The sequence below is a fragment of the Kitasatospora sp. NPDC001175 genome (assembly GCF_053598215.1).
Genome location: NZ_JBSFJU010000022.1, coordinates 1 through 14,323 on the forward strand (window position 1 = coordinate 1; position 14,323 = coordinate 14,323).

Here is a 14,323-nt window from a genome sequence, read left to right on the forward strand (position 1 = left end):
GCCGGGTGGCGGGAAGCAACTCCTCGACTGGAAAGGACATCTGACTCCTCGTTCCCGTTCGTGTCCGGCTCGGCGCGGCCGACCATACCCCGGGCTCCACCGGACCCGCCTCCCTTTTCCCGGGCGCCGTACGACCGCGCACGGCCCGGGCGGTGCTGCCGCCGATCCGGCTGCCGGGTGGGCGGGGCGGCTCCGGGCGGCACGGGCTTGCGGGGAGCTGCGCGCCCGGGCGGCGCGGGCGCCGTCCGGCCGCCGGTGCCGCACAGTCACCACCCGATCAGATTCACGGTTCGCCGCGCGACCGCACGGAGAAGAGAGTGTGATGGGGACGCGGTAGCGGGCCGACGGACGTGAGGAGCTGGGGATGGAGAGCGCGTACGTGATCGTGGGTGCCAGCTTGGCGGGGGCCAAGGCGGCCGAAACCCTGCGCGAGGAGGGTTTCGAGGGGCCGGTGGTCCTGATCGGGGACGAGCAGGAGCGCCCGTATGAGCGCCCGCCGCTCTCCAAGGGGTACCTGATGGGCAAGACCGCGCGGGAGAAGATCCACGTCCACTCCCCCGAGTGGTACAAGGAGCATTCGATCGATCTCCGCCTGGGCACCACCGTCACCGCCGTGGACCTCGCCGCGCACCGGGTGACGCTGGCCGACGGCAGCAGCATCGGCTTCGGCAGACTGCTGCTCACCACCGGCGCGAGCCCGCGCCGGCTGCAGGTGCCGGGCGCCGACCGGGAGAACGTCTGCTACCTGCGCCGGGTCGAGGACAGTGACCGGATCCAGGCGTTCCTGCGGCCCGGCGCCAGGGTGGCCGTGATCGGTGCCGGGTGGATCGGCATGGAGACCGCGTCCGCCGCACGCGAAGCCGGCTGCGAGGTCACGGTGCTCGGGCGGTCGGAGCTGCCGCTGCTGGGCACCCTGGGCCGGGAGGCGGCGCGGGTCTTCGCCGATCTGCACCGCGACCACGGGGTGGAGCTGCGCTTCGGCGTCCAGGTCACGGAGATCACCGAGCACGGGGTCCGGCTCGGCGACGGCACGCTGGTCGAGGCGGACGCGGTGATCGTCGGCATCGGGGTCACCCCGAACACCCGACTCGCCGCCGCGGCCGGACTGAGGGTCGACAACGGCGTGCTGACCGACCAGCACCTGCAGAGCTCGCACCCGGACGTGTTCGCGGCCGGCGACGTGGTCAACGCCTTCCACCCGCTGTACGACAGGCCGATCCGGGTCGAACACTGGGCCAACGCGCTGCACCAGCCGAGGACGGCGGCGCGTTCGATGCTCGGCGAGGAGGCGGTGCACGACCGGGTGCCGTACTTCTTCACCGACCAGTACGAGCTGGGCATGGAGTACACGGGCTACATCGAGCCCGGTGGCTACGACCGGGTGGTCTTCCGGGGCGACGTGCCGGGGCGGGAGTTCATCGCCTTCTGGCTCTCCCGTGACCGGGTGCTCGCCGGAATGAACGTCAACATCTGGGACGTGACCGACGCGATCCGCGACCTGGTCCGCTCCGGACGCCCGGTGGACCCGGACGCCCTGGCCGACCCGGACACGCCGCTCGACCGGACCGGCCGGCCCCAGCAGGGCTGACCGATCCGGGCGGGGCCGGAGCCAGGGCCGGGACGGGACTCGAGGCCGAGGCGGGAGTCGGGGCCCGGGCAGCACGCCGGGTGGCGGCGCGCTCAACCGGCCCGGGCGGTGAACGAGTCCATCGCGCGGAGCTACTTGAGCTCGTCGTGCGCCTTGGTCAGCAGTTGCATCGCGAGGTCGTTGAGCGCTCTGGCCCCGGCGACCTCCTCACCGACTCTGGGCTGCGGCGCGTCGGCGTGGTGCCGGGTGCTGTAGCCATGGGAGCGGACCTCCGTGCCGTCCGGGAGCCGGACCAGCGCGACGGCCTTGGTGCGGTCCCCTTCTTCCTCGAACTCCAGCTCCACGTGCCATCCGACGAGTGTGTGCATCATGATCGCCACCTCCACGGGTTCCGCTATCCAGCGTGCTCCGGGCGGCGGGCGCTCGCCACCCGCCCCGGTGGCGATCCTGACGGACGCCGGATGGGGGCGGTAGCGGTGCGGGACAGGTCCGGGCGGGTGTGGGCCTTCTCGGCCCCAGTGCGCCCGGACGGCCGGCGGGGCAACCGGGAGCCATGTTGAACGCGTTCAGTTTTGCCGTAGAGTCTACTGCGGCAGTGTTTTGAACGCGTTCAAGCGCGGCGCCGACCGACAACGGCCACGCCCGCGCACGTCCACACAAGGGGTGGGACCGTGACCGCACAAGGGGTGGGACCGTGACCGCACTGGTCAACCTCATCGTCATGCTCGGCATGTTCGTCGTGATACCGACAGGGCTCACGCTCATCGACGGCCCCGGCACCGGCCGGGCGGCCCGGCTCTGGCCGATCGCCGCCACCGCGGGCGCGCTGGCGCTCTGGCTGCCGCGCGGGCCGGGCGCCACCGCTCTGGGCTGCGGCTACGCCGGCGCCACCTTGGCGCTGGCCGCGCTGGCGCCGCTGCGGCTGCGCCTCACCGGATCCCTCGCCCCCGCCGAGATCGCCACGCTGACCGCGCTCGTGACACCCTCGGTGGCCGGCGTTGCACTGGTCGCCGAACGCTCCGGGCACCGGCTGTTCGGCTTCGACCTCAGGATCCTGGCGCTCACCGTGCCGCACTTCCACTTCGCCGGATTCACCGCCGCGCTGATCGCCGGCCTCCTCTGCCGCACCTCCCCCGACCGGCTCGCCGCCCGGGCCGCGGCACTCAGCGTCCCGGTCGGCACCCTGCTGGTCCTCGCCGGGTACTTCATCGACGACTGGGCCCAACTCCTCGGCGCCGTCGTGCTGACCTGCGGCATGTGGCTGGTCGGACTGCTCACCTGGCGGGACCTGCGCTCCCGCGCCTGCTCGAGGGACCTGCTCACCGGCCGGCTGTTCGCAGTCTCCTCCGCGGTGCTCGCCGCCACCATGGTGCTCGCACTCTGGTGGGCCCTCGGCCGAGCCGCCGGCTTCCCGCACCCCACACTGACCTGGATGGCCGCCACCCACGGCCTCGGCAACGCGCTCGGCTTCGCGCTCTGCGGACTGCTCGCCTGGCGCCGGACCAAGGAGCTCCACCCGTGACCAGCAAGCTCAACTACCCGGAGGTCGGCCGTACCACGGTCCCCGGCCGGGCACTGCCCGCCGGCTACAACCACCTCCACCACCGGGTCCTGATAGGCCACGGCCGGGACGTCCTTCAGGCCGCGGGCGCGGCCGTCACCGGCTGGCGGATGCACCGTGCAGCCGGAGTCCGGATGCGGACGACCGCGGTCCGGGCGGAACCGGGGGTCGCGGTCGAGTGCGCGATCGGCATCGGGCCGCTCCGGCTGACCGCGCCGTGCGAGGTGGTCTGGAGCAGCTACCAGCCCGACCGGATCGGCTTCGCGTACGGCACCCGCAACGGGCACCCCGAGTGCGGCGAGGAGTCCTTCGTCGTCGAGATGGGCCCGGACAAGGCCGTCTGGTTCACCGTGACCGCTTTCAGTCGCCCCAGCCGCTGGTACACCCGGCTGGCCGGGCCGATCGTGCCCTACCTGCAGCTGCGTTACGCCCGGCACTGCGGACGCACCCTGCGGCGGCTGGCCGGCTGCGGCTGAGCAAGCGTTCGAAGCGTGCGGGGAGCGAACGACCGGCGGCGGCCAGCGCCGGGGCCAGACCGAGGCCGTATCCGATCGCCAGCGGGACGCCAGAGGAGGTCCGGCCGCGGGCGGCCGCGCCGAGCGGCGCAGCGGCCCGTATCCGCGCCCCGGTGCCCGGCACGTCCCCGGCGTGCGCGCCGACCGCGAGGGCGGCCCGGGCACCGCGGCCGCCCCGTCCACGGGGACTCTCACCGGCCGAGCCGCCGCAGGGCCCGCCCGGCGCGCAGCACGACCCCAACCGGGCGCACCCACAGTGCCGCGCATGCGTCGACCGTCCACACCAGCGTCCGGATCATCGTCAACAACGCCCTTCTCCCAACGGTGTTCTGGCCTTCTCGGCGTGGTATGGCGAGAAGTACGGGTTGAGCCGGACGGCCTCGCGCAGCTGGCCGTCGGCCTCGGGTACGCCGAGCGAGCGCTCGATCGCGTTCCGGTGGTAGGCGAACACGGCACTGGCCCAACCGGTGGGCCGGCCCGACGCGGGGCCCGGCCGAGTTCGTCGGCGGCCAGGACACTCTTCATCTCCAGGGCAGCGGGGCGGGAGCTGGTCCGAGGGCGGGTGCGCGCGTGTCCAACCGCCGGGCACTCGCGGGCCGTTCGGCCGTGCCACAACCTAAGGCGGCGGTTGATCTTCGCGTACGCGCGACCCCGGTCACGCACCGGATGGGCCACCGATTTCCCCCGTAAGGATCAAGAATTCACGATCGGAGGACATCCGGGCCACCGCGGGCACGGGCGTTCGAGCTCGGCGCCGATGACGTGCGGCCACGAACCGCCCTTGGCACTGCCGCTCGACGATGGGTTTCCCCACGCAGCCTGTCCGGGGCTGGTACACCGGCCGCCCGGGCCCGAAGGCGGGTTCGCTGCCCGGCGGGCTGACGCCGGGATCCGACTACGTGCCGGCGTTCGGGTGACCGGTGCGCCGCGCCAGGAATAGCGGGCCGCCGGCTTTGGTTGAGGCGGGTCGTACGTCCACCGACCGCACTGAAAGGGCAGGTGTCCCGAGATGAGCACCGTCGAGCTGACCAAGGACAACTTCGACGAGGTCGTCCAGGGCCCGGATGGCAAGGGCTTCGTCTTCATCGACTTCTGGGCGAGCTGGTGCGGGCCGTGCCGCCAGTTCGCCCCGGTGTACGAGAAGGCTTCCGGGCGCCACCCCGATCTGGTCTTCGCCAAGGTGGACACCGAGGCGCAGCAGGAGCTGGCGGCGGCGTTCGAGATCCGCTCGATCCCGACCCTCGCGATCATCCGTGACGGGGTCCTGGTGTTCTCGCAGCCGGGCGCGCTTCCGGAGCCGGTGCTGGAGGACTTGATCGGCAAGGCCCGGGCGCTGGACATGGACGAGGTCCGCGCCAAGGTGGCGGAGGAGCAGGCGAACGCCCGGGGGTGACCGGCCTGGAGGCGGCTCTCCACGACGGCCGGGCCGGCCTTTCCGGGGCCGGCCGACTGTCGTGCAACTCCCCGGGCGCGGTGGCCGGCACGGCCTGTTACACGGTCCGGTCCGTACTCGTCGGGTCGGGTCGACCCCTGGACGGTCCCGGTCACCTGCTCCCCGCGCCACCCGCAGCACCTGCTGCGCGGACACGCCCCTGGACGGACCTGATCCCTTGAACGGACGCCCGCTGCGGCTCCGGTCCGCGCTGGTATTGCCGACGACACGCCGTCGGTGCGGCCGCCGGGCGGGGTGGGCCCGTCGGAGGATGGTTCCGCCCCGTCGGATGGCGGCGGCAGCGCACGCACAGCGGCAGCAGAGCGAGAGCGAGAGCCATGACCCCGCAACCCGAGCAGTACGACGTGGTGGTCCTCGGCGCGGGTCCGGCCGGCGAGAACGTCGCCGACCGCACCCGCGCCGCCGGGTTGAGCACCGTCATCGTGGAGAGCCAGTTGGTCGGCGGCGAGTGCTCGTACTGGGCCTGTATCCCGAGCAAGGCACTGCTGCGACCGGGCAGCGCGCTGGCCCACGTACGCGCCCTGCCCGGTGCCAAGCAGGCCGTCAACGGCGGTCTGGACACGGCCGCCGTACTGGCCTACCGGGACGAGTTCACCTCCCACTGGCACGACGACGGCCAGGTCGAGTGGCTCCGCTCGGCCGGGATCGACCTGGTGCGCGGGCACGGTCGACTGGCGGGTGAGCGGGCCGTGCTGGTCGACGACGAACGGCTGCTGACCGCCCGGCACGCCGTCGCCGTGTGCACCGGCAGCCGCCCCGCCCTGCCGCACATCCCCGGGCTGGCCGAGGCCCACCCCTGGACCAGCCGGGACGCCACCAGCTCCGCCGTCGTACCGCCCCGGCTGGCGGTGGTCGGCGGCGGCGTGGTCGCCGTCGAGATGGCGGCCGCCTGGCGCTCACTGGGCTCCGAGGTCACCGTGCTGGCCCGCGGAGGGCGGCTGCTGGGACGGATGGAGTCCTTCGCGGGCGAGCTGGTCGCCGAGGGCCTGCGGGAGGCCGGAGTTGACGTACGGTTCCACACCGAGGTCACCGCGCTGCACCGTGACGGGCCGGTGACGCTCACCCTCGGCGGCGACGGGGAGCTGGTGGCCGACCAAGTGCTTTACGCCACCGGGCGGTTGCCCCGCACCGACGACATCGGAATGGAGAGCATCGGCCTCTCCCCCGGCAACTGGCTCGACGTGGACGACAGTTGCCTGGTCAAGACGGTACAGGGCGGCTGGCTCTACGCCGTCGGCGACGTCAACCACCGCAACCTGCTCACCCACCAGGGAAAGTACCAGGCGCGGATCGCCGGCGCCGCGATCGTCGCCCGCGCCCGCGGGGAGCAACCGGACACCTCCGTGCGCTGGGGCGAGTACGCGGCCAGCGCGGACACCGCGGGGCCGCCCCAGGTGGTCTTCACCGAGCCGGAAGCGGCGGCGGTCGGTCTGACCCTCGACGCCGCCGAGCGCGCGGGACTGCGCGTGCGGGCGATCGACTACGAACTCGGCCAGGTCTCCGGCGCCTCGCTCTACACCGACGGTTACCAGGGGCGGGCCCGGATCGTGCTCGACCTTGAACGCCGGGTGGTCGTCGGCGCGACCTTCGTCGGCCCGGCCGTGGCCGAACTGCTGCACTCCGCCACCGTGGCCGTGGTCGGCGAGGTCCCGATCGACCGGCTCTGGCACGCGGTCCCGGCCTTCCCGACCATCAGCGAGGTGTGGCTGCGACTGCTGGAGACGTGCCGGGACAGCGGGTGAGCTGTCGAGGCGGTCGACACGCCGGGGGCGCGCGGCAGCCGGGGGTATCCACGAAGGAGATCAGATGAGCGGGACACTGTTGGCCGTCGGCACGCAGAAGGGCCTCTTCCTGGGACGCAGCCCCGACCGGGTGCGGTGGGAGTTCAGCGGGCCGCACTTCCAGATGAACGCGATCTACTCGATCGGGATCGACCGGCGGGACGGACGGGTGCGGCTGCTGGTCGGGGCCGACAGCAGCCACTGGGGACCGTCCGTGCAGTGGTCCGACGACCTGGGGGCGAGCTGGCAGGACCCGCCCCGCCCGGCCGTGCGCTTCCCCGCGCACACCGGGACCTCGCTGGAGCGGGTCTGGCAGCTCCAGCCCGCGGGGAACGAGGCCCCCGGCGTGGTGTACGCGGGGACACAGCCCGCCGCCCTGTTCCGCTCGGAGGACCGCGGTGAGAGCTTCACCCTGGACGAGTCGCTCTGGTCCCACCCGCAACGCAAGGACTGGGCGGCCGGGTTCGGCGGCCAGGGCCTGCACACCGTCATCACCGATCCGCGCGACGCGAACGTGCTGACGGTGGCGGTCTCCGCCGGCGGGGTGTACCGCACGGCGGACGGCGGGCGGGCCTGGCATCCCTCCAACGCCGGTATCCGGGCGCCGTTCCTGCCGAACCAGTACCCGGAGTTCGGCCAGTGCGTGCACAAGGTGGCGGCCGACCCCGTCGACCGCGACCGCCTCTACCTGCAGAACCACGGCGGGGTCTACCGCAGTGACGACGGCGGCGGCCACTGGCAGGACGTCGGCGACGGCCTCCCCGCCACGTTCGGCTTCGGCGTCGCCACCCACCCCCGGCAGTCCGGCACGGCCTACCTCTTCCCGCTCGACGCCGACTACGCCCGGCTCCCGGTCGGCCACCGCTGCCGGATCTTCCGCACCCAGGACGCGGGCGCCAGCTGGCACCCGCTCTCCGACGGCCTGCCGGAAGGAGACCACTACGGTGTGGTGCTGCGCGACGCGCTCTGCACCGACGACGGCGAACCGGCCGGGGTGTACTTCGGCAACCGCAACGGCGAGGTCTACGGCAGCGCGAACGACGGCGACAGCTGGGCGCTGATCACCTCGCACCTGCCGGACGTGCTCTGCGTCCGGGCGGCGGCGCTGTCCTGAACGAGGGGCCGTCGCGGCACCACCCCGGCGGAGGCGTCCTGAGCGAGGGGCCCTGCGAGCAGCTTCGAGAGAGCCGCTATGCGAACAGCTCCGCGGTGACGAACCCGGGAGCAACTCCGAGACGGCAGGCGCGGAACAGGGCTCGGAGCCAAGAGGGCAGCCGTGGGACGACGGCTGCGAGCGATCCCGAATCGAGGTCATCTCAAGCGGGGAGCCGTCGATGCTGGTGGCGAGTTGGATCTACTGCCCGCCGGCGGGTCGATCTCGGCCCAGTGATGCGCTTGCCTGCAGCGTCGCGGAGGGCGTCGGCGAGGGCGGGGAAGGCGGGGCGGGGGCAACCAGGTCGAACGGGTTCTCGCCCGCCGGCCGTGGCCCGCCAACCTCGAGGACCGAAGCGACCCGCGCGCCGATCCGCCGGCCGTGCACCACCGTCAGCGTTCCGCGCCCCCGCGTTCCGCACTCCGGCGCTCGGCCGCCCGCAGCCGATCGCTGACCTCACCCAGACTCTCGCCCAGCATCGCCAGCTGTTCCCGGCTCAGCACGTCGATCAGCACCTCGCGCACGGTGGCGACATGCCCCGGCGCGGCCTCCCGCAGGACTCGCCAGCCTTCCTCGGTCAGCTCGGCGAACACCCCGCGCACATCGCTGGCACAGGAGCGGCGGCGGACCATCCCCGCCTTCTCCATCTGGGTGACCTGGTAGGTCAGGCCACTCTTGGAGGTGACCAGCCGGTCGGCCAGATCGGTCATCCGCAGCGAGCCGTCGGGCACCGCGGAGAGCTGCACCAGGATCTCGTACTGGGTGTGGGAGAGTCCGGCGTTCTCCTTGAGCTGCTGCTCCAGGCGCCGTTCGATCAGGTTGCTGGCGACGACGAAGCCCCGCCAGGCGGCCATCTCCTGCTCGTCGAGCCAACGGGGTTCGTCCATGACGCCATTCTACCCTGTTGTTCAAATTCGAACTAAGGTGTACCGTCGAACATGCACGGTTCAAATTTGAACTACTTAGCCGGGAGTCGAGCAGACCATGACCACCGCCGCCCCCACGCGCATGCCCGCTCTCTACCTCTCGCACGGCGCACCCCCGCTGGCCGACGATCCGGTCTGGCCCGGCGAGCTGGCCGCCTGGTCGGCCGGGTTGCCCCGGCCGAGGGCGATCCTGATGATCTCCGCGCACTGGGAGGAGGCCCCGCTAGCCCTGGGTGCGACCACCCCCGTGCCACTGGTCTACGACTTCTGGGGCTTCCCCGAGCACTACTACCGGGTCCAGTACGCCGCCCCTGGCGCACCGGAGCTCGCGGAGAGCGTACGCAAGCTGCTGCGCGCCCCCGGCGTCCCGCTCCAGGACATCCCCGACCGCGGGCTGGACCACGGCGCCTACGTGCCGCTGGTGGAAATGTTCCCGGACGCCGACGTCCCGGTGCTCCAGGTCTCGATGCCGACCCTCGACCCCCAGCGGCTACTGGAGATCGGCCGCCGGCTGGCTCCGCTGCGCGACGAGGGCGTACTGATCGTCGGCAGTGGCTTCTTCACCCACAACCTGCGGGCGATCAGCCCCGACGGCCGAGTGCCCTCCGTGATGGCCGAGTTCGACGACTGGGGCCGGCGCGCCATGGCCGCCCAGGACCTGGACGCACTGCTCGATTTCGAACGCAAGGCTCCCGCCGCGAGGTTGGCCCACCCCCGGACCGAGCACTTCGCACCGCTCTTCGTCACCCTCGGCGCGGGAGAGGCCGACCTCGGCTCGCAGCGCAGCGTCATCGACGGCTTCTGGATGGGCCTCGCCAAGCGCTCGATCCAACTCGGCTGAGCCGCCGCCCCGTCCCGTCCCACCCCTCGCCCACCGCCCCCTCGACCCACCGCGTCCCGGCCCCGCACCGCCACTCCGCCTCCCGGCAGCCCGAAGGGCCGACCGGGAGCGCCCGTTGATCGCCCGATCGGCCCTTCGAACCCTGCGGTCAGCCGGCGTCCGCGTCACCACCGACCGCGAAGGCGGTGCCACCGGCGCCACTGGCGTCGGCGTCACCACCGACCGCGGCGGCCACGCCACCGGCAGCGGTGTCGGTCGCGTCGCCGCCGACGGCGTAGGCGCCGTTCGGGGACACGACCGCATCGAGGTGGTGGGCGAAGGCCACATCGGCGCCGCCGATGAGAGCGACGCCGGCCATGGCCGCCGCAGCGGCGATCCTGGCGATCGAGGTGCGCATGAGTCCTCCGGATGTGGTGCGGAACCAGATTGCTGACAGGACGCCACGATCTTCGGCGCACCGGAGCGCGACCCGGCAACCGGACGCACCCGATCCACCCTCACGGACCACGAAATACACCGGTACGGCCGAGCAGCCGCCCGCCGACACCGGAGGCCGCCTCCGTGCGGCCGCCCTTGACCCTGACACTGGCGGCAGGGTTGCACGCTCTCCCCATGAACAGCATCGACAGCACCACCCCGCTGCACGGAAAGGTCGTCGTGGTCACGGGCGCGGGGACCGGGATCGGCCGCGCCACCGCACACGAGTTCGCCGCCCTCGGCGCCGAGGTGGTGGCCGTCGGGCGCCGTCCCGGGCCCCTCGCCGAGACGGCCGCCGGCTGCGCCTCCTCCCGGATCACTCCCCTGTCCGCCGACATCACCGCCCCCGGTGCGTGCGATCGGCTCGTCGAAACCGCGCTGGCCCGGCACGGGCGCCTGGACGTCCTGGTGAACAACGCGGGGATCACCCGCAGCACACCGCTCGGCGGCATCTCACCCGCCGCGCTCGAACCGCTGCTGGCCACCAACCTCACCGCCCCGATCCTGCTCACCCAGGCCGCACTTCCCGCGCTGACCGCCGCCCGCGGCGTGGTCGTCAACGTCACCACCTCGGTCGGTCAGCGCGCCTGGCCCGGTGGCGCCGCGGTGTACGCGGCCACCAAGTCCGCGCTGGAACTCCTCACCCGCAGCTGGGCGGTGGAGCTCGCTCCGCGCGGCGTCCGGGTGGTGGCCGTCGCCCCGGGTGCGATCGAGACGCCGATCGGCGAGCATGCGGGACACACGCCGGAGCAGAGCGCCCGGATCCGCGACTGGCAGATCGCGCACACCCCGCTCGGCCGGCTCGGCCGGCCCGAGGAGGTCGCCTGGGCGATCACCCGGCTGGCCTGCCCGCAGAGCTCCTTCGTCACCGGCGTAGTCTTCCCCGTGGACGGCGGCGCGGTCGTCGCATGAGACCGGCGGGGTGCGTGGGGGCGACGGTGCGGATCGGTGAACTGGCCGCGACCTCTGGCGTGTCGGTCCGTGCCCTGCGGCACTACGAGCAGGCCGGCCTGGTCCACTCCGAGCGTTCGGACAACGGCTACCGGTCGTACGGTGTCGAAGCCGTCAATCGGGTACGCAACATCCGCCATCTGCTGGACGCCGGCCTGACCCTGGAAGACGTCCGGGTCTTCCTGCCCTGCCTGGACGGCGACTTGACCACCGCCGCCCCCTCCGCGAAGGGCCTGCGGGTGGCGCTGGACCGGCTCGCCGTGCTGGAACGGCGGATCGCGGCGCAGCGCGAGGTGCGCGACCGCCTCGCGGCCGCCCTGCGCTCGGCCGGAGTGACGCCTGGAGTGATGACAGGGTGACGATCCGGATGCCGGCCGGACCGATGGACGGAGTTACGGGCAACACCACGGCCGCGCTCACGATCAGGGGTAGGCGGGAGGCGGCGAGGCCGGGCAGAGTGGCGTCATGCAGACACCACTCACCGTGATGGACTTCCTCGACCGGGCCGAGCTGGTCTACGGAGACCGCGTCGGCCTGATCGACGAACCGGTTCAACCAGCCGAATCCTGGGGCGAGGTGACGTACCGACGGATGGCTCAGCTGGCCCGCGCCCAGGCCGCCGGCCTGGACCGGCTCGGCGTCGGTCCCGGCGAGCGGGTCGCCGTCGTCTCGCACAACTCGGCCCGCCTGATGACCTCGCTGTACGGGGTGAGCGGCCACGGCCGGATCCTGGTACCGGTCAACTTCCGGCTGAAGGCGGAGGAGGTGGCGTACATCGTCGAACAGAGCGGTGCCTCCGTCCTGTTGGTGGACCCGGAACTGGACGAGGCGCTCGCCGGGATCGCGGTCAAGCACCGGTTCGTGCTCGGCGCCGGGAGCGACGAGGTGCTGTACGACTTCGCGAACGAGCCGGTCCGGCACCCGGTCAGCGAGTCGCAGACCGCGACCGTCAACTACACCAGCGGAACCACCGCCCGTCCCAAGGGAGTCCAGCTCACCCACCGCAACCTGTGGCTCAACGCGGTGCTGATGGGACTGCACTTCGGGGCGAGCGACCGGGACGTCTATCTGCACACGCTGCCGCTGTTCCACGTCAACGGCTGGGGCCTGCCGTTCGGGCTGACCGGGCTCGGCGCCCAGCACGTCATCCTGCGCAAGGTGGACGGCGCCGAGATCCTGCGCCGGGTCGAGCGGCACGGGGTGACCTTCCTGAGCGGCGCACCCGCCGTCGCGGCGATGATCCTGGAGGCCGCCGCCGACTGGGACGGGCCGGTCCCGGGGCGGGACCGGGTCCGCATGGTCCTCGCCGGCGCACCGCCGCCCACCGCGCTGGTGCAGCGCTTCGAGGACGAGTTGGGCTGGGAGTTCATGCAGCTCTACGGCCTGACCGAGACCTCTCCCCTGGTCACGGTCAACCGCGGCCGGGCCGAGTGGGACGCGCTCCCCGCCGCCGAGCGGGCCGGGAAGCTGGCGCAGGCCGGTGCGCCCGCGCTGGGCACCCGGCTGCGGGTGGACGGGCAGGGTGAGGTGCTCGTCCGCTCCAACACGGTGCTGGAGGGCTACTGGCAGCAGGCGGAGGAGACGGAGGCGGTGCTGAAGGACGGCTGGTTCCACACCGGCGACGGCGGCACCCTGACGGACGGCTACCTCGCCATCGCCGACCGGAAGAAGGATGTCATCATCTCCGGTGGCGAGAACGTCTCCTCGATCGAGGTGGAGGACTGCCTCTACCGCCACCCGGCGGTCCTGGAGGTCGCGGTGATCGGCGTGCCGGACGCCAAGTGGGGCGAGACGGTCAAGGCGCTGGTCGTCCTCAAGGACGGGCACCGCGCCGACGAGGCGGAGCTGATCGCGCACTGCAAGCAGCGGCTGGCCGGCTACAAGTGCCCGACCTCGCTGGAGTTCCGTGACGCGCTGCCCAGGACCGCCACCGGCAAGCTGCAGAAGTTCCGGCTGCGCTCGCCCTACTGGGAGGGACACGAGCGGCAGGTCAACTGACCGCGGCGGGCCGGGTGACGGTCCATCGGATCGGTCCGGCCGGGCGACGGACTCCTGACCAAAATCCCGACCGCCCGGCCCGGCGCGGCCGTTACGCTGTGGATGCCGCAGCACCTCGCCGTTGGAGACGTAGGAAGGGCACCCGGATGGCAGAGCTCACCTCGCTACTGGACGACCTGCGGGCGGAGAGCGCCGACCTGGACGACCTGGTCGCCGGACTGGCCGGGGCCGGGCTGGCCACCCCGACCCCGGCCACCGGCTGGACCATCGCCCATCAGATCGCCCACCTGGCCTGGACGGACCGCTGGTCGCTGCTGGCGGCCCGCGACCCGGAGGGCTTCCGGGCCGCCGCCGAGCGGGAGTTCACCTCCGGCGCGGATCCAATCGAGGCGGGCGCGGCGGAGGGCGTGGGCGAGGAGGGCGCCGTACTGCTGGACCGCTGGCGCGCGGGGCGGGCGGAGTTGGCGTCCGCCCTGCGTGAGGCCGAGGCCGCCGGGCTCCGGCTGCCGTGGTTCGGGCCGCCGATGAAGCCCGCCACCATGGCCACCGCCCGGCTGATGGAGACCTGGGCACACGGGCAGGACGTCGCGGACGCCCTCGGCGTGGAGCGCGAGCCGACGGGCCGGCTGCGGCAGGTGGCCCACCTGGGCGTACGGACCATGGGGTTCGCGTTCGCCCTCCACGGACTGCCGGTACCGCCACCCGACCTGCCGCTCCGCGTTGAACTCTCCGCACCCACCGGCGAATTGTGGACCTGGGGCCCCGAGGGCGCGGCCGACCGGGTGAGCGGTCCCGCACTGGACTTCTGCCTTCTGGTGACCCAGCGTCGACACCGGGACGACCTGGCACTGCACGCCGAGGGCGCCACGGCGTCGGCCTGGCTGCCGATCGCCCAGGCGTTCGCGGGTCCTCCCGGAGGCGGCCGGCTGCCGGGAGCGGCCGGCTGACCGGACCCACCGACGCATGGTCGGCGTCCGCCGCCGGAGCCGAGGCAGGGGATCTCCTGTCCGACCGGGCAGCCTAACCGTCCGACAGCCCCGGCACAGGCGAAGGCAGCCGGGCCTTCGGCGCTCCGTGGC

Annotated in this window: 15 protein-coding genes; 11 read left to right on the top strand and 4 right to left on the bottom strand. The window is 72.9% G+C overall.

Translation table 11 applies throughout. The features are described from left to right. Window positions 1-358 precede the first annotated feature (358 nt). Complete coding sequence (locus ACWDAK_RS17865) at window positions 359-1,588, top strand: NAD(P)/FAD-dependent oxidoreductase (RefSeq protein WP_427393058.1); 1,230 nt, start codon at window positions 359-361, stop codon at window positions 1,586-1,588. Between the two features lie 131 nt (window positions 1,589-1,719). Here the strand turns inward: ACWDAK_RS17865 and ACWDAK_RS17870 are convergent, their stop codons facing one another. After that, entirely contained in the window at window positions 1,720-1,959 is a 240-nt protein-coding gene (locus ACWDAK_RS17870; protein ID WP_427393024.1) for a DUF1876 domain-containing protein, read from the bottom strand. 323 nt (window positions 1,960-2,282) lie between these two features. Between ACWDAK_RS17870 and ACWDAK_RS17875 the strand changes: the two genes are divergently transcribed. Both ACWDAK_RS17875 and ACWDAK_RS17880 read left to right on the top strand, forming a co-directional pair. Next, window positions 2,283-3,110, top strand: a complete 828-nt coding sequence (locus tag ACWDAK_RS17875) for a YndJ family protein (protein ID WP_344635590.1) — start codon at window positions 2,283-2,285, stop codon at window positions 3,108-3,110. Continuing rightward, window positions 3,107-3,625, top strand: coding sequence for a DUF1990 family protein (locus tag ACWDAK_RS17880; RefSeq protein ID WP_344635591.1), 519 nt, complete (start codon window positions 3,107-3,109; stop codon window positions 3,623-3,625). The genes ACWDAK_RS17875 and ACWDAK_RS17880 overlap by 4 nt, the downstream gene beginning before the upstream one ends. Window positions 3,626-3,965: 340 nt before the next feature. On the opposite strand, the gene ACWDAK_RS17885 is transcribed toward ACWDAK_RS17880, so the two are convergent. After that, window positions 3,966-4,115, bottom strand: a complete 150-nt coding sequence (locus ACWDAK_RS17885; protein ID WP_427393023.1) for a hypothetical protein — start codon at window positions 4,113-4,115, stop codon at window positions 3,966-3,968. Window positions 4,116-4,673: 558 nt separating this feature from the next. On the opposite strand from ACWDAK_RS17885, the gene ACWDAK_RS17890 reads away from it, so the two are divergent. The 3 genes from ACWDAK_RS17890 to ACWDAK_RS17900 all read left to right on the top strand — a co-directional run bounded on the left by ACWDAK_RS17890 (window position 4,674) and on the right by ACWDAK_RS17900 (window position 8,012). Next, window positions 4,674-5,057, top strand: a complete 384-nt coding sequence (locus ACWDAK_RS17890; protein ID WP_344635593.1) for a thioredoxin family protein — start codon at window positions 4,674-4,676, stop codon at window positions 5,055-5,057. Between the two features lie 377 nt (window positions 5,058-5,434). Further along, window positions 5,435-6,859 carry a dihydrolipoyl dehydrogenase family protein gene (locus tag ACWDAK_RS17895; RefSeq protein ID WP_344635594.1) on the top strand — a complete coding sequence of 475 codons (1,425 nt, stop codon included), beginning with the start codon at window positions 5,435-5,437 and terminating at the stop codon, window positions 6,857-6,859. Window positions 6,860-6,923: 64 nt separating this feature from the next. Next, entirely contained in the window at window positions 6,924-8,012 is a 1,089-nt protein-coding gene (locus tag ACWDAK_RS17900) for a WD40/YVTN/BNR-like repeat-containing protein (RefSeq protein ID WP_344635595.1), read from the top strand. A 431-nt stretch (window positions 8,013-8,443) separates the two neighbouring features. On the opposite strand, the gene ACWDAK_RS17905 is transcribed toward ACWDAK_RS17900, so the two are convergent. Continuing rightward, complete coding sequence (locus ACWDAK_RS17905; protein ID WP_427393022.1) at window positions 8,444-8,938, bottom strand: MarR family winged helix-turn-helix transcriptional regulator; 495 nt, start codon at window positions 8,936-8,938, stop codon at window positions 8,444-8,446. A 97-nt stretch (window positions 8,939-9,035) separates the two neighbouring features. On the opposite strand from ACWDAK_RS17905, the gene ACWDAK_RS17910 reads away from it, so the two are divergent. Further along, entirely contained in the window at window positions 9,036-9,818 is a 783-nt protein-coding gene (locus ACWDAK_RS17910; RefSeq protein ID WP_344635597.1) for a dioxygenase family protein, read from the top strand. A 148-nt stretch (window positions 9,819-9,966) separates the two neighbouring features. Here ACWDAK_RS17910 and ACWDAK_RS17915 read toward each other — a convergent pair whose 3' ends face one another. Beyond that, window positions 9,967-10,215: a hypothetical protein gene (locus tag ACWDAK_RS17915; RefSeq protein WP_344635598.1), complete on the bottom strand. Its 249-nt coding sequence runs from the start codon at window positions 10,213-10,215 to the stop codon at window positions 9,967-9,969. 215 nt (window positions 10,216-10,430) lie between these two features. Here ACWDAK_RS17915 and ACWDAK_RS17920 point away from each other — a divergent pair, with 215 nt between their 5' ends. The 4 genes from ACWDAK_RS17920 (at window position 10,431) to ACWDAK_RS17935 (ending at window position 14,191) form a co-directional block, all read left to right on the top strand. Beyond that, on the top strand, window positions 10,431-11,207 hold the full coding sequence (locus tag ACWDAK_RS17920) for an SDR family NAD(P)-dependent oxidoreductase (protein ID WP_344635599.1): 777 nt from the start codon (window positions 10,431-10,433) through the stop codon (window positions 11,205-11,207). Window positions 11,208-11,233: 26 nt separating this feature from the next. Next, entirely contained in the window at window positions 11,234-11,605 is a 372-nt protein-coding gene (locus ACWDAK_RS17925) for a MerR family transcriptional regulator (RefSeq protein ID WP_344635720.1), read from the top strand. Window positions 11,606-11,711: 106 nt separating this feature from the next. Continuing rightward, on the top strand, window positions 11,712-13,244 hold the full coding sequence (locus ACWDAK_RS17930; protein ID WP_427393021.1) for an AMP-binding protein: 1,533 nt from the start codon (window positions 11,712-11,714) through the stop codon (window positions 13,242-13,244). A 146-nt stretch (window positions 13,245-13,390) separates the two neighbouring features. Beyond that, the gene (locus ACWDAK_RS17935; protein WP_427393020.1) at window positions 13,391-14,191 is read left to right on the top strand and encodes a TIGR03084 family metal-binding protein; all 801 of its coding nucleotides are present in this window, start codon (window positions 13,391-13,393) and stop codon (window positions 14,189-14,191) included. The last annotated feature ends 132 nt before the right edge of the window (window positions 14,192-14,323 follow it).